This window comes from Exiguobacterium sp. SH4S7, from assembly GCF_004336795.1.
Lineage (GTDB): Bacteria > Bacillota > Bacilli > Exiguobacteriales > Exiguobacteriaceae > Exiguobacterium > Exiguobacterium aurantiacum_A.
On the sequence record NZ_SJUT01000001.1, the window covers coordinates 767,012 to 789,117 of the forward strand.

Annotated in this window: 26 protein-coding genes, 1 tRNA gene and 2 riboswitches; of the genes, 17 read left to right on the top strand and 10 right to left on the bottom strand. The window is 53.3% G+C overall.

The annotated features are described in order from the left end of the window. Positions 1–3: 3 nt before the first annotated feature. Both EVJ29_RS03845 and EVJ29_RS03850 read right to left on the bottom strand, forming a co-directional pair. The gene (locus tag EVJ29_RS03845) at positions 4–1,197 is read right to left on the bottom strand and encodes a cation:proton antiporter (RefSeq protein ID WP_131463594.1); all 1,194 of its coding nucleotides are present in this window, start codon (positions 1,195–1,197) and stop codon (positions 4–6) included. A 37-nt stretch (positions 1,198–1,234) separates the two neighbouring features. Then, positions 1,235–1,654 carry a GNAT family N-acetyltransferase gene (locus tag EVJ29_RS03850; protein WP_070327182.1) on the bottom strand — a complete coding sequence of 140 codons (420 nt, stop codon included), beginning with the start codon at positions 1,652–1,654 and terminating at the stop codon, positions 1,235–1,237. A gap of 121 nt (positions 1,655–1,775) precedes the next feature. Between EVJ29_RS03850 and EVJ29_RS03855 the strand changes: the two genes are divergently transcribed. The 5 genes from EVJ29_RS03855 (at position 1,776) to EVJ29_RS03875 (ending at position 6,416) form a co-directional block, all read left to right on the top strand. Then, complete coding sequence (locus EVJ29_RS03855; protein WP_131463592.1) at positions 1,776–2,333, top strand: glycerol-3-phosphate responsive antiterminator; 558 nt, start codon at positions 1,776–1,778, stop codon at positions 2,331–2,333. 38 nt (positions 2,334–2,371) lie between these two features. Beyond that, a complete protein-coding gene (locus EVJ29_RS03860; protein WP_131463590.1) occupies positions 2,372–3,076 on the top strand; it encodes an SDR family NAD(P)-dependent oxidoreductase in 705 nt (234 codons plus the stop codon). Positions 3,077–3,191: 115 nt separating this feature from the next. Continuing rightward, positions 3,192–4,040: an HD domain-containing protein gene (locus EVJ29_RS03865; protein WP_131463588.1), complete on the top strand. Its 849-nt coding sequence runs from the start codon at positions 3,192–3,194 to the stop codon at positions 4,038–4,040. A 213-nt stretch (positions 4,041–4,253) separates the two neighbouring features. After that, a complete protein-coding gene (locus EVJ29_RS03870; RefSeq protein WP_070327186.1) occupies positions 4,254–5,243 on the top strand; it encodes a sodium:calcium antiporter in 990 nt (329 codons plus the stop codon). A 111-nt stretch (positions 5,244–5,354) separates the two neighbouring features. After that, on the top strand, positions 5,355–6,416 hold the full coding sequence (locus EVJ29_RS03875; protein ID WP_131504729.1) for a bifunctional glycosyltransferase family 2/GtrA family protein: 1,062 nt from the start codon (positions 5,355–5,357) through the stop codon (positions 6,414–6,416). A gap of 27 nt (positions 6,417–6,443) precedes the next feature. Here EVJ29_RS03875 and EVJ29_RS03880 read toward each other — a convergent pair whose 3' ends face one another. From EVJ29_RS03880 to EVJ29_RS03890, 3 genes are all read right to left on the bottom strand, one after another. Beyond that, a complete protein-coding gene (locus EVJ29_RS03880; RefSeq protein ID WP_131463585.1) occupies positions 6,444–7,010 on the bottom strand; it encodes a 3'-5' exonuclease in 567 nt (188 codons plus the stop codon). 67 nt (positions 7,011–7,077) lie between these two features. Then, positions 7,078–7,410, bottom strand: coding sequence for a four-helix bundle copper-binding protein (locus tag EVJ29_RS03885; protein ID WP_131463583.1), 333 nt, complete (start codon positions 7,408–7,410; stop codon positions 7,078–7,080). A gap of 115 nt (positions 7,411–7,525) precedes the next feature. Next, positions 7,526–7,598, bottom strand: a tRNA-Ala gene (locus EVJ29_RS03890). A gap of 144 nt (positions 7,599–7,742) precedes the next feature. Between EVJ29_RS03890 and EVJ29_RS03895 the strand changes: the two genes are divergently transcribed. After that, complete coding sequence (locus EVJ29_RS03895; protein ID WP_131504730.1) at positions 7,743–8,606, top strand: GRP family sugar transporter; 864 nt, start codon at positions 7,743–7,745, stop codon at positions 8,604–8,606. Between the two features lie 29 nt (positions 8,607–8,635). Here EVJ29_RS03895 and msrA read toward each other — a convergent pair whose 3' ends face one another. Next, on the bottom strand, positions 8,636–9,154 hold the full coding sequence (gene msrA, locus EVJ29_RS03900; RefSeq protein ID WP_131463580.1) for a peptide-methionine (S)-S-oxide reductase MsrA: 519 nt from the start codon (positions 9,152–9,154) through the stop codon (positions 8,636–8,638). A gap of 61 nt (positions 9,155–9,215) precedes the next feature. Continuing rightward, positions 9,216–9,315: riboswitch (SAM riboswitch) on the bottom strand. Positions 9,316–9,359: 44 nt separating this feature from the next. Beyond that, positions 9,360–9,599, bottom strand: coding sequence for a hypothetical protein (locus EVJ29_RS15540; RefSeq protein WP_141737205.1), 240 nt, complete (start codon positions 9,597–9,599; stop codon positions 9,360–9,362). Between the two features lie 42 nt (positions 9,600–9,641). On the opposite strand from EVJ29_RS15540, the gene EVJ29_RS03905 reads away from it, so the two are divergent. From EVJ29_RS03905 to EVJ29_RS03950, 9 genes are all read left to right on the top strand, one after another. Next, on the top strand, positions 9,642–11,036 hold the full coding sequence (locus EVJ29_RS03905; protein ID WP_131463578.1) for an amidase family protein: 1,395 nt from the start codon (positions 9,642–9,644) through the stop codon (positions 11,034–11,036). Positions 11,037–11,105: 69 nt separating this feature from the next. Then, positions 11,106–12,167: a 23S rRNA (adenine(2503)-C(2))-methyltransferase RlmN gene (gene rlmN, locus EVJ29_RS03910; protein WP_016509033.1), complete on the top strand. Its 1,062-nt coding sequence runs from the start codon at positions 11,106–11,108 to the stop codon at positions 12,165–12,167. Positions 12,168–12,330: 163 nt separating this feature from the next. Beyond that, the gene (locus tag EVJ29_RS03915) at positions 12,331–13,212 is read left to right on the top strand and encodes an SMP-30/gluconolactonase/LRE family protein (protein WP_070327194.1); all 882 of its coding nucleotides are present in this window, start codon (positions 12,331–12,333) and stop codon (positions 13,210–13,212) included. Between the two features lie 12 nt (positions 13,213–13,224). After that, complete coding sequence (locus EVJ29_RS03920) at positions 13,225–13,491, top strand: hypothetical protein (protein WP_131463576.1); 267 nt, start codon at positions 13,225–13,227, stop codon at positions 13,489–13,491. Between the two features lie 335 nt (positions 13,492–13,826). Beyond that, positions 13,827–15,020, top strand: coding sequence for a GTP-binding protein (locus EVJ29_RS03930; RefSeq protein WP_070327195.1), 1,194 nt, complete (start codon positions 13,827–13,829; stop codon positions 15,018–15,020). A 65-nt stretch (positions 15,021–15,085) separates the two neighbouring features. Continuing rightward, positions 15,086–15,186: riboswitch (TPP riboswitch) on the top strand. A 79-nt stretch (positions 15,187–15,265) separates the two neighbouring features. Then, a complete protein-coding gene (locus EVJ29_RS03935; protein ID WP_131504731.1) occupies positions 15,266–15,859 on the top strand; it encodes a YkoF family thiamine/hydroxymethylpyrimidine-binding protein in 594 nt (197 codons plus the stop codon). Continuing rightward, positions 15,852–16,427 carry an ECF transporter S component gene (locus EVJ29_RS03940; protein WP_070327197.1) on the top strand — a complete coding sequence of 192 codons (576 nt, stop codon included), beginning with the start codon at positions 15,852–15,854 and terminating at the stop codon, positions 16,425–16,427. The genes EVJ29_RS03935 and EVJ29_RS03940 overlap by 8 nt, the downstream gene beginning before the upstream one ends. Then, positions 16,420–17,748: an ABC transporter ATP-binding protein gene (locus EVJ29_RS03945; protein ID WP_161567326.1), complete on the top strand. Its 1,329-nt coding sequence runs from the start codon at positions 16,420–16,422 to the stop codon at positions 17,746–17,748. The genes EVJ29_RS03940 and EVJ29_RS03945 overlap by 8 nt, the downstream gene beginning before the upstream one ends. Next, positions 17,748–18,485, top strand: a complete 738-nt coding sequence (locus tag EVJ29_RS03950; protein ID WP_131489705.1) for an energy-coupling factor transporter transmembrane component T family protein — start codon at positions 17,748–17,750, stop codon at positions 18,483–18,485. Before EVJ29_RS03945 ends, EVJ29_RS03950 begins: the two co-directional genes overlap by 1 nt. A gap of 13 nt (positions 18,486–18,498) precedes the next feature. Here the strand turns inward: EVJ29_RS03950 and EVJ29_RS03955 are convergent, their stop codons facing one another. Both EVJ29_RS03955 and EVJ29_RS03960 read right to left on the bottom strand, forming a co-directional pair. Beyond that, on the bottom strand, positions 18,499–19,086 hold the full coding sequence (locus EVJ29_RS03955) for a DUF1643 domain-containing protein (protein WP_131463566.1): 588 nt from the start codon (positions 19,084–19,086) through the stop codon (positions 18,499–18,501). Positions 19,087–19,119: 33 nt separating this feature from the next. Continuing rightward, on the bottom strand, positions 19,120–19,803 hold the full coding sequence (locus EVJ29_RS03960; RefSeq protein ID WP_236633385.1) for a lysozyme: 684 nt from the start codon (positions 19,801–19,803) through the stop codon (positions 19,120–19,122). 87 nt (positions 19,804–19,890) lie between these two features. Between EVJ29_RS03960 and EVJ29_RS03965 the strand changes: the two genes are divergently transcribed. Further along, on the top strand, positions 19,891–20,589 hold the full coding sequence (locus EVJ29_RS03965) for a CPBP family intramembrane glutamic endopeptidase (protein ID WP_131458005.1): 699 nt from the start codon (positions 19,891–19,893) through the stop codon (positions 20,587–20,589). Here the strand turns inward: EVJ29_RS03965 and EVJ29_RS03970 are convergent. After that, complete coding sequence (locus tag EVJ29_RS03970; RefSeq protein ID WP_070327201.1) at positions 20,567–21,445, bottom strand: alpha/beta hydrolase; 879 nt, start codon at positions 21,443–21,445, stop codon at positions 20,567–20,569. The genes EVJ29_RS03965 and EVJ29_RS03970 overlap by 23 nt on opposite strands. Before the next feature lie 171 nt (positions 21,446–21,616). Between EVJ29_RS03970 and EVJ29_RS03975 the strand changes: the two genes are divergently transcribed. Continuing rightward, positions 21,617–22,036: a hypothetical protein gene (locus EVJ29_RS03975; protein WP_131504733.1), complete on the top strand. Its 420-nt coding sequence runs from the start codon at positions 21,617–21,619 to the stop codon at positions 22,034–22,036. Positions 22,037–22,106 lie beyond the last annotated feature (70 nt).

A 22,106-nucleotide genomic window follows, 5' to 3' on the forward strand; every position in this document is an offset into this window, starting at 1 on the left:
TTTTCAGTCTCCTTTATCGGTTTGGTCAGGTTTTCTATCAGTTTCCTCGGGCAAGACTCTTTTGAGCGTCTGCTCCGTCTTCGCCGCTAAACTTTCAGAGAAGCGGAACAAGACGATGCCAATGATGGCGGAAACGAAAATGTATAATCCGACGAACAAGTTGATGGCACCGTTCGAGAGCGCGGTGAAAAGAATCGAGAACTCGCCTCGAGGTGCGAGCGAGAAACCGGCCTCGTTCGCTTGAACCCGCGTCAACCCGTACAGCCTGCCGCCGACACGGCCGACGATCCACTTCGACAGCACGCCCCAGACGATCAAGACGAAGAAGAGCGTGTTGATGATCACTCCTTGCTCGAGGTTGATCGAGATTCCGAATGAGATGAAAAAAATCGGTAAGAACAAATCACGGACCGGTACGGTCAGACGTTTCAACGGTCTGACGTCGTGAATGCCGGCCAACATGATCCCCGCGATGAACGCTCCGAGTATCTCCGATAACCCGAATATCATGCCGATGCCCGCGAAGAATAAGATCAAGCCGATCAAGCCGATGCTCGCATCGTCCTGACGTAGCAGGTGCTTCGCGATCTTCGGTTGTTTCGTGACGAAGCGTGATCCGACAAACAATAATACCCCGAACACGAGGAAACCGACGAACACTTTGCCGATGTCAGAGAAAGCAATCGGTTCGTCTTGAATGATGAACGGAGCGACGGTCAAAATGAGTGGTGCGAAGATGTCTTCAAAGATGAGCAAGGCGAGCACGAATTCTTTAATATCTTCGTGCTTGTCCGGGTTCCGTTCGAGCAACCGGGCCGAGATGGACGAGCTCGTCGCATAAAGGACGGCCCCAATCAAGAAAGCTTGCGGAAAATCGAGCCCGAACAGCAAAGCGATGCCGATCGTGACACCAAACGCGAGCACGATGTCTAAAACGCCTGCTTTCCAAACTTGTTTCATTCGCTTGACGAGCTCTGTTAACGGGAACTTCAGTCCGAGCAAGAAAAACAATAAGATGATCCCAATCTCACCGGCGACCTTGAACACTTCGTTCCCATCCCAGAAGAAGCCGACGGCGACCCCGATCGCGATAAATGCCAATATACTCGGGAAGAAGAGTCGCTCGATGATGAGGCTAAGAACGGAGATGACGGTCAGTCCTAAACCGAGTAAAACGATAATATTCAATAGTTCCATACGTCACCCCTTTGTGACGAGTCGCCGTCCACAGCGACTAGTCTTGATTCCACTGGTACTCCATGCCGACCGATTCTGGCCGCGAATAGTCAAAACCGAAATGCTTGTACAGCCCGTCGGCCGGGATGTCGGCAATCAAGCTGATGATGGCCGTCTCGTCCGCTTCTTTCAAGATCCAGTCCATCAAATGTTCCATGATCAGCTTCCCGAGCCCAAGGCCTTGGCAATCCGGGTCGACGACGATATCGGCCAGATGGAATACCATCCCCCCGTCCCCGACGACGCGACCCATGCCGACCATCTCATCGTTTCTATATAGGCACACACCGAATAGCGTGTTGGCCAGTCCTTTAATCGTTCCTTTGTCTGAACGCTTTGGCATTCCGGCCTTGACCCTGAGCTGTTGATGTTGCTCCGGTGTCGGTGTTTCAATCCGTACCTCGACTTCATTTACCATAAGATGAGTCCCCCTCCACACAAGTTGTAATCGTTTTCCCGCTATATTGAATTCATAAACCTTGATTTCATAAAGCCTTTGTCCGAATAATGAAAGAAAATGGAAAGGGTGTGACGGCCAAATGTTTGAGAACCAATCGATTTTGCCCGCGCTTCGTGATATGCGGGATGTAGAAATTTTTCTGGAAAGTGAATTCGCCATCGGCGTCTTGCTTGAGATCCACATATCGCGTCTCGATGCGGTCTTTCGGTTGCTTGAGACGCACGGTAAGCAGGTCTTCGTCCATCTCGATTTGATCCAAGGATTGAAGGCCGACGAGTTCGCGACCGAATATATTTGTCAGTCGTATAAACCGTACGGCATCATCTCGACGAAAGGGAATGTGATCCTAAAGGCGAAACAAAAACAAGTCAAGACCGTGCAACGCCTATTTTTGATCGATTCGAGCTCGCTCGAAAAAAGCTATCGGTTAATCAATCGGACGCAACCTGATTACATCGAGGTCTTGCCGGGGCTCGTCCCTAAATACATCCGGCTCGTCAAAGAACAGACGGGTATCCCCGTGTTCGCGGGCGGATTGATTACGTCGCTAGACGAAGTTGAGCAAGCACTCGCGGCCGGGGCGACGGTCGTGACGACGTCCGATCAAACGCTTTGGCGTACGGCAGGACTTAAGTAAGCACATTCCGGGTAAATGATTTCGAGGGGGGATAGACGATGAAACAGACAATGATCATTACAGGAGTCAGTCAAGGGATCGGTTACGCGCTCGCGCATCATTTTGCGGAGTCTTATCACGTCATCGGACTCGACATCGGAGAGGACCCGTTGCTTCGTGATGTGACGTTCATACAGATGGATTTAGGCAACCATGAGGACGTGTCCAACACTTTCAAGAAGATTGGACAAGACTTCGGTGTCGTACATATTCTAATCAATAATGGGGGCGTGTCGTCACTTGAGACCCCGATTGAAGAGTTGGACGTCGAGACGTTTAAACATGTCATCGATGTCAACCTTGTCGGGACGTTTGCTTGTTCAAAAGCATTTTTGACGCTAAATGAAGGGGCGGAGTATGGACGCATCATCAATCTCGCCTCGACGCGCGCGCACCAAAACGAGCCGGACTGGGAAGCGTACGGAGCGTCAAAAGGCGGGATTGTCGCATTGACCAATTCGATGGCCGTCTCGCTCGCGTCTCGACCGGTTACGGTGAACGCGATCAGCCCAGGTTGGATCCATACGTCCGACGAACCGTTGCGAGACGTCGACCATCGTCAACATCCGTCGGGCCGGGTCGGTACGACGACAGATATCGTCCGTGCCGTTACGTACTTGATCGATCCGATGAACGATTTCGTGAACGGACATAACCTCGTCGTCGATGGTGGAATGACAAAGAAAATGATTTACGAGTCTTGATGAAGTCTGCCGGTAGGAGCATTACCCTATATTTTAAATGCGGATGTGAGTGATAAGTCCTAGTCATGGGTATAACAGGAAGGAGTGAGTAAACAAATTTGAAGGGGGAAGCGTCGTGCACCAGCTGATCGAAGAGGCTTTACGTTTTGCGGCCGTCCGTCATGACGGACAGTTTCGCAAAGGGACGAACATTCCGTATGTGACCCACCCGGTCGCCGTCTCGATGTTGCTCGTCGAAGACCGGCAGCCGATTCCGGTCGTAGCGGCCGGACTGCTCCATGACTTACTAGAAGACACGCTGACGACGGCCGAGGAGATTGAACAGGAGTTCGGACGAGAAGTCGCCCGGTTAGTCCAAGCCGTTTCGGAACCGGGGAAGCATCACTCGTGGGAAGAACGTAAGCGGATGACGATTCAGAAAGTGCACACTCTCCAGTATGATGAAGTCGCGCTTCTAGCGGCAGACAAGTTACATAATCTGCGCTCGATCCGACTCGACATTGAGCGTGAAGGAAAGCAGGTGTGGGGACGATTCAAGCGGCCACTTCGTGATCAGTCTTGGTACTATCATGAGCTGCTCCACGCGCTTCAGCCTTTCAGTCAGACGACGAGTTTGATCGATGAATTTGAGATCGAGTTGAATTTGCTGTTCTACGGTGTCGAAGAAGACCGTGACGAGAAATTGAACAAACTGTTCGATGTGATCGGGCATGGGTTTCACGAAGACGATTGGCTCCAAGAGTCGTCGACGCTTTGTCAAACTGCTTACGAGTTGAACGAGTCGATGCGGGAAGGCTATCGTCACGGCTCTGAAGCGGAAAGGCTTGAACTCGAAACGCTGAAAGACCAACTGCAAGACAGCGGTCTTAGACAAGACTTGTCAATTCCCGTCTTGCAAGCAATCAACGAATTATCTTACCGGGCCGCGCTCCGGTCTGAGGACGTCATCACGTTGTTGAAGTGAAATGATTGTCAAGTGACCTTGAACGTGTTATATTCGTCATGAACATGAGAAGGGGAGTAGCGACCACGAACGTGGTCGATGGGTCGTCATTACGGTGCGTATGCACTCGGTCCATCGAGCTTCTTACCAAGTCCGCAAGACCTTTTTATGGATGCGTTTTCGGCGTCCATAAAAAGGTCTTTTTGAATTCATGAAAAGGGGAGAAAAATTTACATGGTATTTATTTACTTTATTTTGGCCGCTGCGATTACAGTGTATGCTGCCATAAAATTATCGACGTACGCTGATGTCATCAGTGAGAAGTCGACGATGAGCGGGATGCTCGTCGGGACGGTCTTGCTTGCAGGTGCGACGTCACTTCCGGAAGTGACGACGAGCGTATCCGCCGTCTTGATCAACAACCCGGATATCGCGATCGGGAACATGCTCGGTTCGAACTTGTTCAACATCTTCATTTTGGCGATGTTCGATCTATTTTATCGTCAAAAGCGACTGTTCAATGACGCAAGTCGAGACCACCTATATACGGCCAGTCTCGGATTGATGTTGACGCTCGTCACGATGATCGCGCTCATCGTCCGGATTGATTATACGGTACTAGGCATTGGCATTGACGCGATATTAATTGCCGTCTTGTATGCGATTGGGATTTACTATATCGGGAAGCGGCCTCAAGAACCGACGGCCGAACGAGAAGTCGAGCAAGAAGTCGGTGCGAGCGTGACTGATACGATTTCAGTGAAACAAGCCGGCGTCGGGTTTGTTATCGCGGCACTCGTCATCATGGCGGCCGGGACGGCGCTGTCGATCACGGGTGACCAGATCGCTGTCGTCACAGGGCTCGGTTCAAGCTTCGTCGGTAGTTTCTTGATTGCGGCGTCGACGTCGCTGCCTGAAGCGGTCGCGGTATTCGTCGCCTTGAAACTCGGTAACGTCAACTTGGCGTTCGGCTCGATCTTAGGGAGCAACATCTTCAACATGCTCATCATCGCCATGTCGGACGTATTTTATCAGAACGGGTCGATTTTAGCGGATGTGTCGGCATCACACTTGGTCACGGCGATCGGGATCACGATTCTGTCGATCTTGGTCATGTACAGCGTCCTTCGCAAAGACGTGACATCGAAAGTCAGATACGCCCTTCCTTCGATTCTCGTCGTCTTCGTCTACGCCGTTTCTTCATATCTCATCTTTACCGGATGAATCATCAGCTCGTCTGTTTGACGTGATGGCGCAAAGCCATCACGTTTTTTTTCTTGTCTCGGTATCACTTTCGTCTGACTGGGGTATAAGAGGAAAGAAGGAGGGGTGGCGATGCAAATGCATGCCGTGGAACGTTTAGACGACTATGTCGTATTAATACCGGCCTATAACCCTGATCAAGCGCTCGTCACACTGGTCCAGGAGTTGAAGGACAAAGGGTTCGTCCATGTCATCGTCGTGAACGACGGCAGTGCCGATACGTGCCGTGCCGTGTTTGATGGCGTAAAGGCGGACGTCTCCGCTGTGCTCGAGCATGAACAAAATGCCGGCAAAGGCGCAGCGCTAAAGACCGGGCTCCGCCACATCGTCGATGCGTACCCGGAGACGACCGGCGTGATCACCGTCGATGCGGACGGACAACATCTGCCGGCGGACGTCCGTAACCTGTACGATGAAGGGGTGAAGTGGCCGCATCATCTGATCATGGGTTGTCGTGATTTCTCGTCGCCTGCGATTCCGTTCCGGAGCCGGTTCGGCAATCAAATGACGAGATTTGTCATGTTGCTCGGCAGCGGTCTCCGTCTGAACGACACACAGACCGGACTGCGGGCGATTCCGCTCCGCTATGCCAAGCAACTGATCGATATTCCGGGCAACCGCTATGAGTTCGAGATGAACATGTTGACGTTCACGAAACGATTGCAAGTACCGATCCATCAAACACCGATCGAAACGGTATACGTTGACGAGAACGCGTCTTCACATTTTCGTCCAGTCATCGATTCGATTCTCATTTATCGCATGTTTTTGGCCTATTCTTTATCATCAGTCGCTTCATTCTTAATGGACATCGGCGTTTACGCGTTGTTGATTTTCTTATTGAATCCATGGTTCGAATCAGTCCATGTCATCGTGGCGACGGTTTTGGCGCGAATCGTGTCTTCGTTATTCAATTATTACGTCAACCGGAAAGTCGTCTTCAAATCGAAAGCGAAGCGCTCGATGTTGAAATACTTTGGGCTGGTCGCTGTGCAGATGGCGCTGTCGGCGAGTCTCGTCTACGTGTTGTTCCTGCTGTTCCGGGACGGCGAGGTCATCCTCAAGGTCGCCGTCGACAGTGTGTTGTTCGTATTGAGTTACTACGTCCAAAAGAGATGGATCTTCAAACGCTAAAAGGCCCGACAGCTGTCGGGCCTTTCGTCAATAAGCGAGCGTTCCGAGTTTGACCGACGTGTAGCGGTGCAACTCGCGCACGTCGGTAATCCCGGTCTTGATCATCATGTCGCGCATGAGCAGGGCGCAGACGCGGGCGTCCTCGGCGGCATCGTGGTGGATGAACGGGACGTTCAAATGCTCGGCCATCGTGTTCAACTTATGGTTCGGTAGCCCCGGGTATAGCTTGCGGGACAACTTGACGGTGCAGCCGTATTCAATCGTCGGGAAAGTGAACAAGTCGTACTTGGCGATCGCTTTGCGGAGCGCACCCATGTCAAACGCGGCGTTATGGGCTATGACGACGTCGACGGCGTTCAGTGTCGGATAGAGCTGTTCGAGCACTTCGGGCAATGCCGGGGCGTCCCAGACGTCGCTCGGGCGAATCCCGTGGACGCGAATGTTGCCTTGGTCAAAGTCTTCCTCAGGATTGACGAGCAATTGGTTCGTCTCGACGACTTCACCGTCTGTAAGTAAACTCCAACCGACAGAGCAGATGCTCCGACTGTCGCGATTGGCCGTCTCGACGTCGATTGCTAGAATAGAATGTGGCATAAAAGTTCCTCTCTTCGTTAAAAATCTGTACAAAAAAAGTCTAACACAAGGTTAGACTGGAAAGCGATCATGCGGCCGAGAGGTGCCGACACGCCTCGGCGCAGCGCAAGCACGCCTCAGAGCAACGTTGGCAATGGTCGTATAAGTGACGCCCGCATTCGACGGCACACGTATCACACACTTGCGCGCAGAGCGCCGCGATCGGTCTTGTGAACGCAGAGTCGGTTTCGAGCGCGTTCAAGGTGAGTGTGGCGACTTCGGCACATTCTTTCGTCAACCGGATACATTCCGAGACCATCAGCAGGTCTTCTTCTTGTAAACATTTCGAGAAGCAATGGTTGCTCGCCCGGATACAATCGATCACGGCCAAAATCGTCTCTTCGACAGAGGCTCGGTTCATTGGAAGTCCCCCTTAAGATAAATGATGTCTTACAATCATTACCCGGTTCGTGTCGACTTAAACCGAGGCGGGGACACAAAAAAGCCGGCCCACATCAGTGGACCGACTTAAGGAATGGAGCATAGCGGGCTCGAACCGCTGACCTCCACGCTGCCAGCGTGGCGCTCTCCCAGCTGAGCTAATGCCCCGTTGGAAATTATTATATCATTCTAATAAATGATTTGGCAACAAGAAAAACGAAAGAAGTTTGAAAATCATTTTTTTGAAGTTTAATGAGCGCTAGAGCCGGGAAAAATAGACAGAATGTTATATTAAGAAAGCAGGTGCAACGTATGGAGATGATTTTGCTAGCGCTACTGCCCGCACTCATGTGGGGGAGTATCCCGCTTATCGTATCTATTGTCGGCGGCAAGCCGATTCAACAATTGATCGGCACGACGATCGGCGCGATGGTGATGGCGGTTGTCATCGCGCTCGTCTTCAAACCAGAGTTCACGACGCTCGCGATCGTGACTGGTTTCATTTCGGGTGTGTTCTGGGCGCTCGGACAGTACCTTCAGTTCCAGTCGTTCCAAATTTTAAGCGTCTCGAAAGCGATGCCGATCAGTACAGGGATGCAGCTTGTCGGGACATCACTGTTCGGAGTCATCGTTCTCGGGGACTGGAAGACATCGACCGAGCTATGGCTCGGCTTCTCGGCCCTCGTTTTGATCATCATCGGGGCCGTCATGACGTCATATCAACAAAATAAAGAATCGGACAGCAGTAGTGCTTTGAAAAAAGGGCTACTCGTGCTCCTCGTTTCGAGCATCGGTTACGTGACGTACGCCGTCCTGACCAACTACTTTGAAGTGGACGGCATCACCGCCATCCTACCGCAGTCACTCGGGATGTTCATCGCCGCGCTCTTGTTCAGTCTTCGTGAAAAAGATGTGAAAAAAATTGATCCGAAGACGTTCAAGAACATCTTCGCCGGGCTTGCCTGGGGCATCGGGAATTTCGGGTTGTTCGTCTCGAGCGGAGAAGTCGGCATCGCCACGTCGTTCGCCTTGTCACAATTGAACGTCGTCGTCGCAACGCTCGGTGGCATTTACTTGTTAAAAGAAGAAAAGACGACGAAAGAACGTGTCTTCGTGTTTATGGGGATCGGTCTGATCGTGGTCGCTGGATTCATGCTCGGGCTTGCCAAGAGCTAAAAAAACGACGGGCATGAGGCCCGTCGTTGTCAGCTTGTCCACGTCTGGTCGATGAACTCGTCACGGCCAGATTGTTTCCGGTCCGCTTTATAGTGGGCCGGATTTTTTTTATGATAATCTTGATGATAGTCTTCGGCCGGGTAAAAGACGTCAGCCGGTAAGATTTTCGTCACGATCGGTTGTTTGAACTTTCCGCTCGCGGCGAGCGCGTCGCGACTCTGTTCTGCCGCCACGCGTTGCTCTTCCGTATGATAGAAGATGGCGGGCGCGTATTGTTGCCCGCGGTCTTGGAACTGGCCGCCGTCGTCGGTCGGATCAGTCTGAATCCAATACAATTCGAGCAGGCGCTCATATGAGAATTGAGAAGGATCGAACGTGATCTCGACGACCTCGTAGTGACCACTCGTGCCTGTCTTGACGTCTTTATACGTCGGATTGTTAACGTGTCCGCCTGTATAACCGGATACGATTCCTTCGATTCCTGGCTGTTCCTCGAACGGTGTCACCATGCACCAAAAACAACCACCTGCGAATGTAGCTTTTTCCAAAATAAAATCCCCCTCATGTTCATTCCAAAAAAACGCCCATGTCATCGACATGAGCGTTTTGTCATATCGTCCAAGGCGATGCCTTGCTGGAAGTAGCACCTTGCCGAAGCAGGTTGCTGTGAAGTCGTAGAGCCAGGTCTCTCGTTCACTCAAGATATCGATATGTAGTTGGTGACAGCATCATATCATCTGTCTCGTTTAAACGTCAACGATTTGGTGTGCGCCGAAGTTGAAATAGCGTGGCACCAACAATCAAGATAATGAGGGCGATGGACGCAGGGAATGCCCACGGCAAATCATCCCCAAACAATTGTAGAAAGAACAGGGCGAACACGGACAGTAAAACAAGGATGTAAGAGCGGGACATGGCTACCTCCAATAACGTTTCTTCTAGTGTATCAAGTTGCACATCCAATGGCGATAAAAAGAAGGGGATTCGATGCATTAAGCGAATACCGAATAACATTGCCTATAAGGAGGGAATTGGATGCAAGACTTATTTGAACTAGACATCGAGACCGCACAGCGCGGATATAAAGAAGGGACGTTCACGGCCCGGGACGTGACGGCCTACTATTTGACACGGATCGCTAGCTTGAACGATAAACTGAAAGCGGTCATCCAAGTGAACCCGGACGCGTTGTTTGAGGCGGAGGCGGCTGACCGTGCCTACCGACGCGGAGACCGGCTGCCACTCCTCGGTATTCCCGTTTTACTCAAGGACAACATCGAGACGGCGGGACTCATGAGGACGACTGCCGGCGCCGTAGCGCTCGAGCATCACTTTGCCGGTCGTGACGCTGAACTCGTCCGTCGCCTCCGTGAGCACGGGGCGGTCATTCTCGGCAAAGCCAATTTATCGGAATGGGCCAATTTTTTGACGGAGGACATGCCGAACGGATGGAGCGGGGTCGGTGGCCAGACGCTCAATCCGTATGGTGACAATCTCGACGTCGGCGGTTCGAGTTCTGGTTCGGCGTCAGCGGTCGCTGCGAACTTGACGATGCTCGCTGTCGGCAGCGAGACGAGCGGGTCGATCATCCACCCGAGCGTCCATAACGGCATCGTCGGCATCAAACCGACGGTCGGGCTCATCAGCCGGAGTGGGATCATCCCGATTTCGCGGTCGCAAGATACGGCCGGTCCGATGGCGCGGACGCTCCGCGACGCGGTGCTCGCACTAGAAGCGATGTGCGGGGAAGACGACTCGGACCCGGCGACGACACATCTACCGGCCGGTCCACCGTACCGGACGTGTCTCGACGAACGTCAAGCCGTCGGCATGCGCGTCGGTTTCGTGAAGGCGGAACTGTCGGATGAAGAACAGACGCTCTATCAAGCGGCGCTGGCGTTACTCAAAGCGAGCGGGGTCGAGCTCGTCGAAGTCGACCTGCCGTCAAACGACGGACTTGACCAAGGCGACGTCCTCTACCATGAGTTCAAGCTCGGGATCGAGGCGTATTTGGCGACGACAGCGCTCCCGTATGAAACGCTCAAGGACTTGATGGACTGGAACAAGCTTCACCCGGAAACGATCCCGCACGGACAAGTTACGTTCGAGAAAGCGAATCAGTTATCAGGGCGTTTGACCGAGTCGAGCTACCTCGAGCGACGCTTAGCCGACGTCCGGCACGCGAAAACGGACGGCCTCGATCGTTTATTGATGGAACAAACGCTTCACGCCCTGGCGTTGCCACACGACTTGAATTACGATATGGCGGCGAAGGCAGGGCACCCGACGGTCACGATCCCATACAAGCTCAAACAGAGCGGGGCACCTTTCGGGCTGTCATTCACGGGTACGAGCTATGCGGAACGAGACCTCATCCGTATCGCCTACGCGTTCGAACGCCACGTGACGCGTCCGATCCCGCCTATGTAAGAACGTTGCACCTGTCGCTCACGTCCGCTACAATGGTACGTATGCGGATTGAAGAAAGGACAGATTACAATGAAATCATCTATATATGGGCTGACATTTGATCAGCTGTCGGACGCTTGCGTATCTTGGGGATACAGTGCCTACCACGCCAGACAAATATGGGACTCGCTTTACATCGACCGTGTCAGACGGCTCGACGAGATCGCGGTTCGTCCCGAAGTTCGCGAACAGCTTGAGGCGAACTATGCGCTGACGACACAAGAACTGTTCGTCAAACAAGAAGCGGGTGACGGCACGGTCAAATTCTTACTTAAACTGCACGACGGGCATTATATCGAAACGGTGCTCATGCGCCATAAGTATGGACGTTCCGTCTGTGTGACGACACAAGTCGGGTGCAACATCGGCTGTAGTTTCTGTGCGAGCGGCCTCTTGAAAAAAACACGCGACTTGACGGCGGGTGAGGTCGTCGAACAGATCATGACCGTTCAACACTATTTAGACGAGGTCGGTGAAGATGACCGCGTCAGCCACATCGTCGTCATGGGAATCGGGGAGCCATTCGATAACTTTGATAACTTGGTCGACTTCCTCCGTGTCGTCAAAGACGAGCGCGGTCTCGCGATCGCTCCTCGTAAAATCAACGTCTCGACGAGTGGGCTCGCCGACAAGATCTACAAGTTCGCCGACCTTGACCTGCGCATCAACTTGGCCCTCTCGCTGCACGCGCCGAACGATGCGCTGCGGACGAGAATCATGAAGATCAACCGGGCGTTCCCGCTCGATAAACTGATGCCGGCGATCCGCTACTACGTCGAGAAGACGAATAAACGGATCACGTTCGAGTACATCTTGCTCTCGAAAGTGAACGATTTGCCGGAACATGCCGAAGAACTCGCGGCGTTGATCGATGACATCAAAGACAAGTCTTACGTCAACTTGATCCCATACAACCCGGTCAACGAGCACATCCAGTACGAACGGAGTACGACCGAGGACATCATGGCGTTTTACGACGTTTTGAAAAAACGGGGCATCAATACGGGCGTGCGTCTCGAGCACGGGACCGATATCGATGCGGCGTGCGGCCAATTACGCAGTAAACAAATGAACGTCGAAGGCGCCAAATAAACGAACGCTCCGAATCGAAACCGATTCGGAGCGTTTTTATCGTGCCCGGGCGTATAATGCGTCAGATGAGAAATATCTTTAAACATTTTTGTGAATGATGAATAGTCCTTACCCCCTCAGGGAATAGTCTTTTGATATCAAAGCAGAGAGTGGAGGCAATTCAATGGAGACAGTAAACGCTACGTTATGGATTCGAGTCAGAAACACGCTCGGGGAAGGGCCTTGCTGGGACGCTGAACTGAAGCGGTTCTACTGGGTCGATATCGAAGGGCACGCGCTCTGGTGGTACGATGAGAAAGAAGATGAATTATCTTCGTTTGATATGGGACAGCAGGTCGGGTTTGTCGTCCCTAAAGTGACCGACGGCGTGATCGTCGGATTGAAGGATGGTATCTATGAGTGGGATGAAACGTCGAAACAACTCGATAAACTCGTCGAACTTGATGACCCGGAAGGTGTCCTTCGCTTCAACGATGGGAAAGCCGACCCGTACGGTCGTGTCTTCGCCGGGACGCTCCACTTAAAAGACGAGTCTGAGCAGGCGACGTTGTTCCGCTTGAACCGCGACGGCACGACCGAGGTCATGTTGAGCGGATTGACGTTATCGAACGGGTTGACGTGGTCACCTGACCATACGTCGTTTTACCATATCGATACGCCGACCGAGACGGTTCGCAAGTTCCCGTTCGATTTGAAAACGGGCACGCTCGGGGAAGGTGAGGTCGTCATTGATTTCAAGAATGAGGACGGGTTCCCGGACGGCATGACGTCGGATGAAGACGGCTTTTTATGGATTGCCCACTTTGCAGGCGGGCGCGTCACGCGGTGGAATCCGGAGACGGGTGAAAAAGTGCTTGAAGTCATCGTCCCGGCGCCGAACGTCACGTCGTGTAGTTTTATCGGGGATGACTTAAAACAATTGGCGATCACGACGGCACGGGAAGGCATGGACGACGAGGCGCTCGCCGCTCATCCGGATGCGGGTTCGGTCTTCAAGATCGATACGGACGTGAAAGGGATGCCACTTTATCGGTTTGGACGTTAAGGAGGGACGGCTATGGTGAAGCGATTGCTCGTGCGAGCGGGAATCGGATTGGCACTAGCGGCGGTGGCTCGGGTCGGGATTCAAAAGTTATTGGACGACCGGGCCCGGAAAGAAGACCATACGTATCTTGAACCAAAGTGGGACGAGACGCCGAGTGTGGATGCCGATAAGGATGATGACGAGGTCGGATTGACGCAACTCGATTCGATTTACCGGGCCGAGTGGCAGGCGAACACGTATCCTCGCTCCGAGGCGGAACGGAAAGCGTTAGAAGAATAACTGGTACGAAGAACATATCCAGAGCTTTTTCTTCGGCCGTCGGGGCCTCAGAAAAAGACAAATGGCCGCTAGATGGCGACCGTTTGCGTTGCTCGTTCGATGGCGCCCCGACTCCTGCAGGAAAGCAAACCAACGGAGACCCAGCAGCGACGTGAGTCGCGATGCGGCTCCGGGATTGCCTGCGGAAAGCGTGGGCGCTGGAAGGACGAGCGATAACAATCATGTTAGTCAACAAGAAAACACGCTCCTTTTGAGCGTGTTTTTTTGTTGACAACGGACGTGATCCCGTTCATTATCTAAAAAGTAATGATTACGATTTAAAGGTGGTATACATCATGAAACGAATTCCGATCACAGTCTTGTCCGGATATTTAGGAAGTGGCAAGACGACGTTGCTCAATCATATGTTGAACAATCGGGATGGTAAAAAATATGCCGTCATCGTCAACGATATGAGCGAGCTGAACATCGATGAGCGATTGATTGACGGGGCAGGTTTTTCACGGACGGACGAGAAGTTGGTGGAGCTGTCTAACGGCTGCATCTGCTGCACGTTGCGAGAAGATTTACTCGAGGCGGTCAGCGAGATTGCGAACGACCGACAGCTCGACGGCATCATCATCGAGTCGTCAGGTATCTCGGAACCGATCCCGGTCGCGCAGACGTTTACATATGCGGATGACGCCTTGGGTATCGACTTGACGAGCCGTGTGTATGTTGACGCGATGGTGACGGTCGTCGACGCATATCGATTTTTAAAAGACTTCAACTCGGGCGAATCGCTGCATGAACGGAAACAGGCTGTCGACACGGGTGACGTCCGGGAAGTCGTCGATTTGCTCGTCGATCAAGTCGAGTTTGCCGACATCATCGTCCTCAACAAGGCGGACCGGGTCACGGAACCGGAACTGCACGAGATCGAAAGTCTGTTGCGCGCGTTAAACCCGGCGGCGCGACTTTTGACAAGTACGTACGGGAACGTATTGTTGTCCGACCTGTTAGACGTGAACTTGTTCGACTTCGACCAGGCGATGCATGCCGCCGGATGGATCCAAGAGCTCGAGACAGACGACCATACCCCTGAAACCGAAGAGTACGGCATCAGTTCGTTCGTCTATCGCCGCCGCCGTCCGTTCCACCCGGAGCGTTTACATGCGTGGATCGAACAGTTCCCGGAAGAAGTCGTCCGGGCGAAAGGTTTTTTATGGATCGCCTCACGGAACGACATCGCTTGCCTGTTCTCCCAAGCGGGGTACGCGTCGACGCTCGAACATGCCGGCCGTTGGCTCGCGACGCTTCCTGACGCGGAACGAAAGCAGATGTTCGCCGCCGAACCAGAGCTTGAGGCCGATTACATCGAGCCGTACGGCGACCGCCAGACGGAGCTCGTCTTGATCGGTCACCGAATGGACCGCGTGCGCGTCGAGCTTGAACTTGACGCCTGTCTACTGTCAGACGAAGAGATGGCGTCAGACTGGACAACGTTACGGGATACGCTTCCAGGAAACGGAATCGCGACGTTTTCATGATTTAACCGTTTACAATTCAGAATCGAACGGCTATACTTTTGCTTGCATGAACAACCGCATACATTGGACTACACTAGGGGTGCTTCGGCTGAGATGTGAGCATGGCTCCAATCCCTTATAACTCGATCCAGGTAATACTGGCGTGAGGAAGTGTGGCACTTTTTCTGATGGATTGATGATTGGATAAGTGGCCGCATTCTCATGGATGCGGCTTTTTTGTGTAACCAAATAAAGGGGGAATCATCATGAATCAACAATGTGGAACGAGCCCGATCGTCGGGTTCCGCTTTACGCTAAGCCCGATGACGTCAGAGTTCATACCGGTCATCAAAGGAGCACTCAAAGAAACTGATTTAAGCAACGTCTGGAGGCACACGGACGATGTGTCGACCGTGATTCGCGGTCGGGCCGAGCACGTGTTTGACGTCGCGAAAGCAGTCTTGTCACACGCAACGAAGACAGGGACCCACGTCTCGATGAGTGGAACGTTCTCGGTTGGCTGTCCGGGTGACACAGCCGGGGACAATCTGCTCGACGTATCGAGTGAACCTGTGAACGGGCGGGTAGGTGCGCAATACGTCTCTTCACAGTTCGCGCTCTACCCGCTCGGTGATGATGATTACATGGACATCATCTATGAAGAGATCGATTTCGCGAAAGCACGGGGTGTGTTCAATGACGCGATGCATTATGCCTCAGGAATTCACGGAGACATCGAGCCGGTGTTCGCGTTTTATGAGGCGACGTTCAACCGTGTTCGCGAGAAGTCGAGCCACGTCGTCATGTCGGTCACGTTCAGTGTGAACAGTCCGTCACACGAGGGACGCATCGATGCTTAACTCATGGAAGTTGAAAGAAATCGTCTTGTTGTCGATTTTATCGGTCGTCTTTGCCGTCGTCTATTTGGCGTTCGTCCATGTGGGGAACTTGTGGGCCGGCTTGATCGGGCCGATCGCCTATGAATGGATTTTTGGGATTTGGTTCATCGTCTCGATTATTACCGCCTACATCATTCGAAAGCCAGGCGCCGCCTTTTTGTCGGAAGTGCTCGCAGCGTCGATCGAGATGATGATCGGCAATGCGATCGGTCCGCGCATCATCCTCGTCGGCATCATTCAAGGACTCGGCGCCGAAGCGGCGTTCGCACTAACCGGGTATAAGCGGTATGACTTGTGGGTGCTCATGCTCGCCGGATTCGGTGCGGCAGTGACGAGTTTCGCATATACGTACGTCATGGGAGGTCTCAGCGCGCTCAGTCCGACGTACGTGGCTTTGATGTTCGCACTACGGGCGACGAGCGGGATGCTCATCGCAGGGATCGGCGGGAAGATTTTGAGCGACTTGTTGCTTCGAACGGGTGCGCTAGAAGGGTATGCCGTCACCCGGCAGAGGAAGGCACATGGTTGAGACCGAGCGTCTGGCGTTTCGTTTCCCGGGGGAAGAACGCGACGTATTGACAGATATCACACTTCGTCTTAAGGACGGCAGAACGCTCATCACCGGGGCGAGCGGGTCGGGGAAGTCGACTTTGTTCGCCTTGTTCAATCGGCTCTACCCGGACAACTGTGATGGGATTGTGACGGGGCGATTGCATCTATTCGGTCGGTCCTATGCCACGTATCGGCCTGGCGAGGTGAATCGCCGCGTCGGGACGGTGTTTCAAGACCCGGACAGCCAGTTCGTCATGCAGACGGTAGAGGAAGAGCTGATTTTCACGCTCGAAAACTTTTCGGTCGCCCGAAGCGAGATGATGGACCGTGTCTCAGCGATTTTGCACGAGTTACATTTGTCCGATTATCGCCACCGCACCATCCATGATTTATCAGGGGGCGAGAAGCAGCAAATCGACGTCGCCTGTGCCTTGATCGGATGTCCGGAATGGCTCTTACTCGACGAGCCGCTCTCACACCTCGACCCGGCGACGGCACGTCGGTTCGTTCGCTGGCTCGACAAGTCCGCACGGAACGTCAATATCGTCGTCATCGAGCATCGTCCGTACATGTGGGGCGACTTCTTTGACCGGCACCTGGAACTCGTGAACGGAAGGATCGCAGGCGATGGATCGTTCGTCGTTCAACCGGATTATACATTTACGCCGATTGAAACGACACGGGGCACAAACACATTATTTCAGATACCGAAAGTGAATCACAAAAAGTTTCAACTTGCAGCGAGCAAAATCGCAGTGGCCCCCGGGGATGTGATCGCCATCCTCGGTCGGAACGGCAGCGGCAAATCGACGTGGCTAAAAAGCCTGGCGCGGCATCACCGTGAAGTCGGGCTCGTCCCGCAATCCCCGGCGCATTTGTTTGTGACGAGTGACGTGTCGCGGGAACTAGCATATGGACATAACCGTTCAATCGAGGACATGTTGGCACGCCTCGGGCTTGAACGTCTGCGTGACGCCCATCCACTCTCACTCAGTCACGGTCAAAAACGGAGACTCGCCATCGGGGTGATGCTTCTGTCGGGTAAACAACTGCTCGCGTTTGATGAACCGACGGCCGGTCAAGACGAGGCATCACTTCGAGCGCTCCATGCATTGATGGCTGAACGAGTCCGTGCGGGGCAGACGGTCTTGTTCGTAACGCACGATCTCAGTTTCGCCCGTGCCGCGAGCACGTATTATTTGATGAGTGACGGGAACTTGAGTGGGCCGTACGATGCGTCGATTTGGGACGACTCGGACTTATTGCGGGCCCACGGACTGTTGACGGAGGCGTTTTGATGACGTTTCACGAGATGAACCCGACAATCAAGTTCTTGACCGTGACGTGTCTCATGTTCGGTCTCGCCTTCGTGTACAACCCGTGGACTCCGCTCGTCGTCTTCTTCGGCACAATCGCCCTCCAATTCATCTTTTCCGACGTGAGCTGGAAGCGATGGGGACTGTTCATGATCCCATTTTTACTGACCGCGCTCGGGACGCTTTGGACGACGCTCGTCTTCGGCAGAGAGGCGAGCGGGCAAGTCGTGTTCTCGCTCTTCGGCAATGATGTCACCGAGGAGAACGTGTTGTTGGCGGCGACACTTTCGCTTCGGGTCCTCGCCTTTACGGTCCTGTCGCTTCTGTTCACGCTGACGACGGACCCGAAGCGGTTCGTCTACAGTCTGATGCAGCAGGCGAGATTGTCTCCGAACATCGCCTATAGCGTCTTCGTCGGCTTTCGCTTTTTCCCGATTTTAAAGATCGAACTGATGCAGCTCTATGAAACGCATGCCTTACGTGGCGTGCGCCTCGACACCCGGATCGATCACGTGCGGCACATCCCGAAACTCCTAATCCCGCTTCTTGCCGGCGCTATCCGTCAAGCCGAGCGGATCGCGTTCTCGATGGAGGCTCGGGGATTTACGGGTGAACATCGTTCCACGTACGAGGTGATTCCGGTCACGCGAAACGATTTTCTGTTGGCGTCACTCTTGTTCACGCTGTTCGGAGTAAGTGTATGGATCGGCGTGCGATAAAAAACAGGACGACTCATTTCGAGTCGTCCTGTTTTGTCTCTTTCAAGATCTTAAATTTCGGTTTGATCGATTCGTTATTGAACGCTTCGAGTACCGTATTTTCATTGGCCATGCGAATTTGTTGCGGTTCGCCTTTTGACGTCGTACCGATACAATACATGCTCGCCTCGTGCTCGGCGAATAACGTCTTGTACAGTGTGGAATGGTGCATGAGGCGCCCAGGCGAACCCCAACCGACGATGATCATGCCGCCGCTCGTCTCGACCTCGTCGAGCGTCTCTTCCACGTAATGAAAGTTCACTTCGTCGAGTTGAGACTCGACGTAGGGTAGGTTGTCATTGATGGCGAGCGTCGGGACGAGACTGATGACGCGCATCTCGCGGATCGGTTTGTCCAAATGGTTCCGCATGAGCATGTAGGCGCGTTGAGTCGTCGTACCAGATAAAAATGCATCGCTCATCCGTGGAGAATAGATGATGACGGCACAAATCACCCCATCGACGACGTCGGTGAATTCATACGTTCGCATGTAACGCTTTGTCTTGTCTTCGTTAAATATCGATTTGACTCGAATCGTCACTTCCTCGATATGCGTGTTCATGTTGTTTCCTCACTTTAACCAAGTAGTGCCGGGTCATGCCCAGCCTGCGAACCAATCGAGATACCGGATCGTATACCGGGCGACCTGCTGCGTCGTCGTCGTCGCGTCACCAGGCAGTAAAGACAGCTCGTCCTGATACTGCTCATAAAAGGACATGACGTCTGACACGTACTGGTCACTCCGGTTGTATTCAAAGATGGCGTTTTGAATCGAGTCGACTGAATCAGTCGTCTGCCCGCCGTGCTCGCTCAAATAGTAAGCGGCGGCATGGGCCGAGTCGACCAAACTATGAGGGTCGGCCTTGCCGTCATCATCCCCGTCTCGGCCTAAGCCGCCGTACTGCTCAATCAGCGTCAAGTCGGTCAAATCGACTTCGTCTTCCGGGACATCACCTTTTTGGTCATCCGTATCGTACTGCCAACCGAGCCACGTCCGCGGCATAAATTGGAACGGTCCGATCGCGCCGACCGAAGAGCGCATCGATGAACTGTGCGAGAAGATCGTCTCGACACGGTGGACGGCGGCGAGTAGCCGCCAATCGACGTCATAGGTGGCCGCGGCTTCCTTGTAGACGTCTTGGTGGACCGCCGGGATACCGTGGTCACCGTAATAGGCCCGGTAGAGGGCGTTGTTCACTTTATCATGTTGACCAAACCAGCCGATTGCGCCGAGGCACAGCACGATCACAAGCATTACGCCGGTCAGTCGCAGCATCATTCGTTTCAAGATTCCGCCTCCTAGCTTTCTAGACAATACCCGAATAGTGTAGCATATAGCTAACAGGAAGGACAGGAGAGGATATAGATGCTTGAACAGGTCGTCTTTACGATTATTCTTGCGTATTTATTGATCGTACAACTATTCAACGCCCGGCTCGTGAAGCCGATGATCGAGGCGCTCGGGAGAACCCGTGTCTATGAAGAGACGATCAAGTCGGCATGGGGGCTGAGCCTGCTCTTACTAGCGCTCGTCTTCTTGTTCCAAGTCCCGCCGGAAGCGGTCGGTCTCGGGTTCGCGCCGCCGGATGGGGACGGGCGCGCCTGGCAGTATTTCTTCTTTTCGACCATAGTCATCTCAGGTCTCATCGCGTTCTATTTGCTCGTCAAGACGTCGGCCGCGTTACGGACAAAGCTTCGGCCGTTTTACGGGCTTGAGATTGAACGATTGCTCCTTCCGCGCACGACCGACGAAGCGAGGGCGTGGGGCGCAGTATCGTTCACGGCCGGGGCGACCGAAGAGTTCATATTCCGCGGCGTCCTCTTGTATACGATTTCTTTATACACGGACGTCCCGGATGCGACGCTCGCCATCATCGGGGGCGGGCTGTTCGGTCTGGCCCATGCGTACCAGGGTCCGAAAGGGGTTGTCACGACGGGCCTTGTCGGTTTCCTGTTCGGCTATTTATATTTGGCGATGGGAATGCTGTGGCCGTTGATCCTCATCCATACGTTGCTCGACTTGATCGCCGGGCCGATTCACGTCACCGACGCAAAAACTGACTGACAGCGTTCTCGTAGGCAGGTTGGTCTTTTAAGATACAATTCGTATGCTCGGCGCCGTGAATGAGTGCGAGCGCGTTCTGGCGGTTGAGTGCGTTCATCTCGACGGACATCCAGGTCGGGACAAAGTCGTCTTTCGTGCCATGGATGAACAGCACCGGTGCAGTGATTGATGCGAGCGCTACTTTCGGTCGGACTTGCCGCATCGTGAACCGGGCCCGACTCCACAAGAAGTAATTGATGCCGGGCAACAACAAGTCACCCGGTAAGCGATGTAGCACGTTCAATTGGTGACGCATGAGTTGCCTCATGTCATCGAACGGGCACTCGGCGATCAAAAAATCCACATCAGTGAGCGGGCCGGCCTGAAGAATCGTCGCGGCGCCCATCGATACGCCGTGGAGCCCGACTTGATCGACCGTCTCATGGTCGCGTAACCACTCGACCCAGTCGACGATGTCATGTTTCTCGTGGTATCCGTACGAGGCGTACACCCCTTCCGACTCTCCGTGTGAGCGCAAGTCGACCGCAAGCAAGTTATAGCCGAGCCGGTGGAACATCGCCAAGTGCGGTGCCATAAAGCTGTGGGAGGCCGTATAACCGTGGACAAAAACAATCCACTTTTTATGATTATTGTTCCGATAGACCCGGCCATACAGACGGTAGCCGTCACGGGAACGGAGGGAGACGTGCTCGAACGGCACGTCGTGATAAAAGGATTGATCTTCTTTCGTATAGGGTGCTAAGAGCATCTCGGGCGTCTTACGTTTTCCGCGAGTCATCCGCTTGAACGCGTAATAACTGACGGCGTAATAGCCTGTGAACAAAGTCGCGAGACCGTACTTCCATTTTTTCTGCATATAAAACCGCTCCCTTCTCCATTATTGTACCCGAAACGAATCGTTTCGTTCACGTTCGAGTTACTAATGTCCGAGCATATGTGACCGAATTGTCTATGGAAGTGTGAACAAGGATATTTGCCCCGTGAGTCGTTTGACATTATGCTGAAACGGCAGAAAAGAAGGAGGCGGATGAACGTGACGCGTGAAGCGATGTATCGGATGATTCAAGCTTGTTTAATGGGGCGGACGGATTACGTGACCGAAGAGGGGATCAGCATCTATCAGCGGGGGACGCACGAGACCACACATTTGTCGCCTGTACTCGATGCGTTGATCGAATGTTACTTGGCCGGGACAACTCGCAGCATTCATCTGTCGCTACATACGCTCGCGATAACCGCGGGCGTCAAACCAGATGAGGCGATGCGGGCGCTCCTGGCGTTATCCGACGTCTTCCTCGTCTCACACCATATCGAAGAGAGGCTTCTGAAGATTCAACAGATTGACATCGATGTGATGCGGACGTTATCCGTTCATATCACGTTCAGCGCCTGGTTGTCCTATCATCTCGACCTCATCCGTCATCCGGAAAGGCATCGGGTCGGTTGATGAAAACTTCAACACGCTGCCATAGATACTGAAAGAAGAGGAGCGTCATCCCCTCCGGGTCGGCGCTCCT

Coding starts and splice junctions, on each gene's coding strand:
- EVJ29_RS03860 (WP_131463590.1), top strand. CDS start 2,372: ATGAAACAGACAATGATCATTACAGGAGTCAGTCAAGGGATCGGTTAC.
- EVJ29_RS03905 (WP_131463578.1), top strand. CDS start 9,642: ATGCAAGACTTATTTGAACTAGACATCGAGACCGCACAGCGCGGATAT.
- EVJ29_RS03970 (WP_070327201.1), bottom strand. CDS start 21,445: ATGCAGAAAAAATGGAAGTACGGTCTCGCGACTTTGTTCACAGGCTAT.
- EVJ29_RS03870 (WP_070327186.1), top strand. CDS start 4,254: ATGGTATTTATTTACTTTATTTTGGCCGCTGCGATTACAGTGTATGCT.
- EVJ29_RS03895 (WP_131504730.1), top strand. CDS start 7,743: ATGGAGATGATTTTGCTAGCGCTACTGCCCGCACTCATGTGGGGGAGT.
- EVJ29_RS03935 (WP_131504731.1), top strand. CDS start 15,266: ATGAATCAACAATGTGGAACGAGCCCGATCGTCGGGTTCCGCTTTACG.
- EVJ29_RS03955 (WP_131463566.1), bottom strand. CDS start 19,086: ATGAACACGCATATCGAGGAAGTGACGATTCGAGTCAAATCGATATTT.
- EVJ29_RS03885 (WP_131463583.1), bottom strand. CDS start 7,410: ATGAACCGAGCCTCTGTCGAAGAGACGATTTTGGCCGTGATCGATTGT.
- EVJ29_RS03880 (WP_131463585.1), bottom strand. CDS start 7,010: ATGCCACATTCTATTCTAGCAATCGACGTCGAGACGGCCAATCGCGAC.
- EVJ29_RS03950 (WP_131489705.1), top strand. CDS start 17,748: ATGACGTTTCACGAGATGAACCCGACAATCAAGTTCTTGACCGTGACG.
- EVJ29_RS03855 (WP_131463592.1), top strand. CDS start 1,776: ATGTTTGAGAACCAATCGATTTTGCCCGCGCTTCGTGATATGCGGGAT.
- EVJ29_RS03945 (WP_161567326.1), top strand. CDS start 16,420: ATGGTTGAGACCGAGCGTCTGGCGTTTCGTTTCCCGGGGGAAGAACGC.
- EVJ29_RS03920 (WP_131463576.1), top strand. CDS start 13,225: ATGGTGAAGCGATTGCTCGTGCGAGCGGGAATCGGATTGGCACTAGCG.
- EVJ29_RS15540 (WP_141737205.1), bottom strand. CDS start 9,599: ATGCATCGAATCCCCTTCTTTTTATCGCCATTGGATGTGCAACTTGAT.
- EVJ29_RS03960 (WP_236633385.1), bottom strand. CDS start 19,803: ATGATGCTGCGACTGACCGGCGTAATGCTTGTGATCGTGCTGTGCCTC.
- EVJ29_RS03975 (WP_131504733.1), top strand. CDS start 21,617: ATGAACGTGACGCGTGAAGCGATGTATCGGATGATTCAAGCTTGTTTA.
- EVJ29_RS03850 (WP_070327182.1), bottom strand. CDS start 1,654: ATGGTAAATGAAGTCGAGGTACGGATTGAAACACCGACACCGGAGCAA.
- EVJ29_RS03915 (WP_070327194.1), top strand. CDS start 12,331: ATGGAGACAGTAAACGCTACGTTATGGATTCGAGTCAGAAACACGCTC.
- rlmN (WP_016509033.1), top strand. CDS start 11,106: ATGAAATCATCTATATATGGGCTGACATTTGATCAGCTGTCGGACGCT.
- EVJ29_RS03845 (WP_131463594.1), bottom strand. CDS start 1,197: ATGGAACTATTGAATATTATCGTTTTACTCGGTTTAGGACTGACCGTC.
- EVJ29_RS03930 (WP_070327195.1), top strand. CDS start 13,827: ATGAAACGAATTCCGATCACAGTCTTGTCCGGATATTTAGGAAGTGGC.
- EVJ29_RS03875 (WP_131504729.1), top strand. CDS start 5,355: ATGCAAATGCATGCCGTGGAACGTTTAGACGACTATGTCGTATTAATA.
- EVJ29_RS03965 (WP_131458005.1), top strand. CDS start 19,891: ATGCTTGAACAGGTCGTCTTTACGATTATTCTTGCGTATTTATTGATC.
- EVJ29_RS03940 (WP_070327197.1), top strand. CDS start 15,852: ATGCTTAACTCATGGAAGTTGAAAGAAATCGTCTTGTTGTCGATTTTA.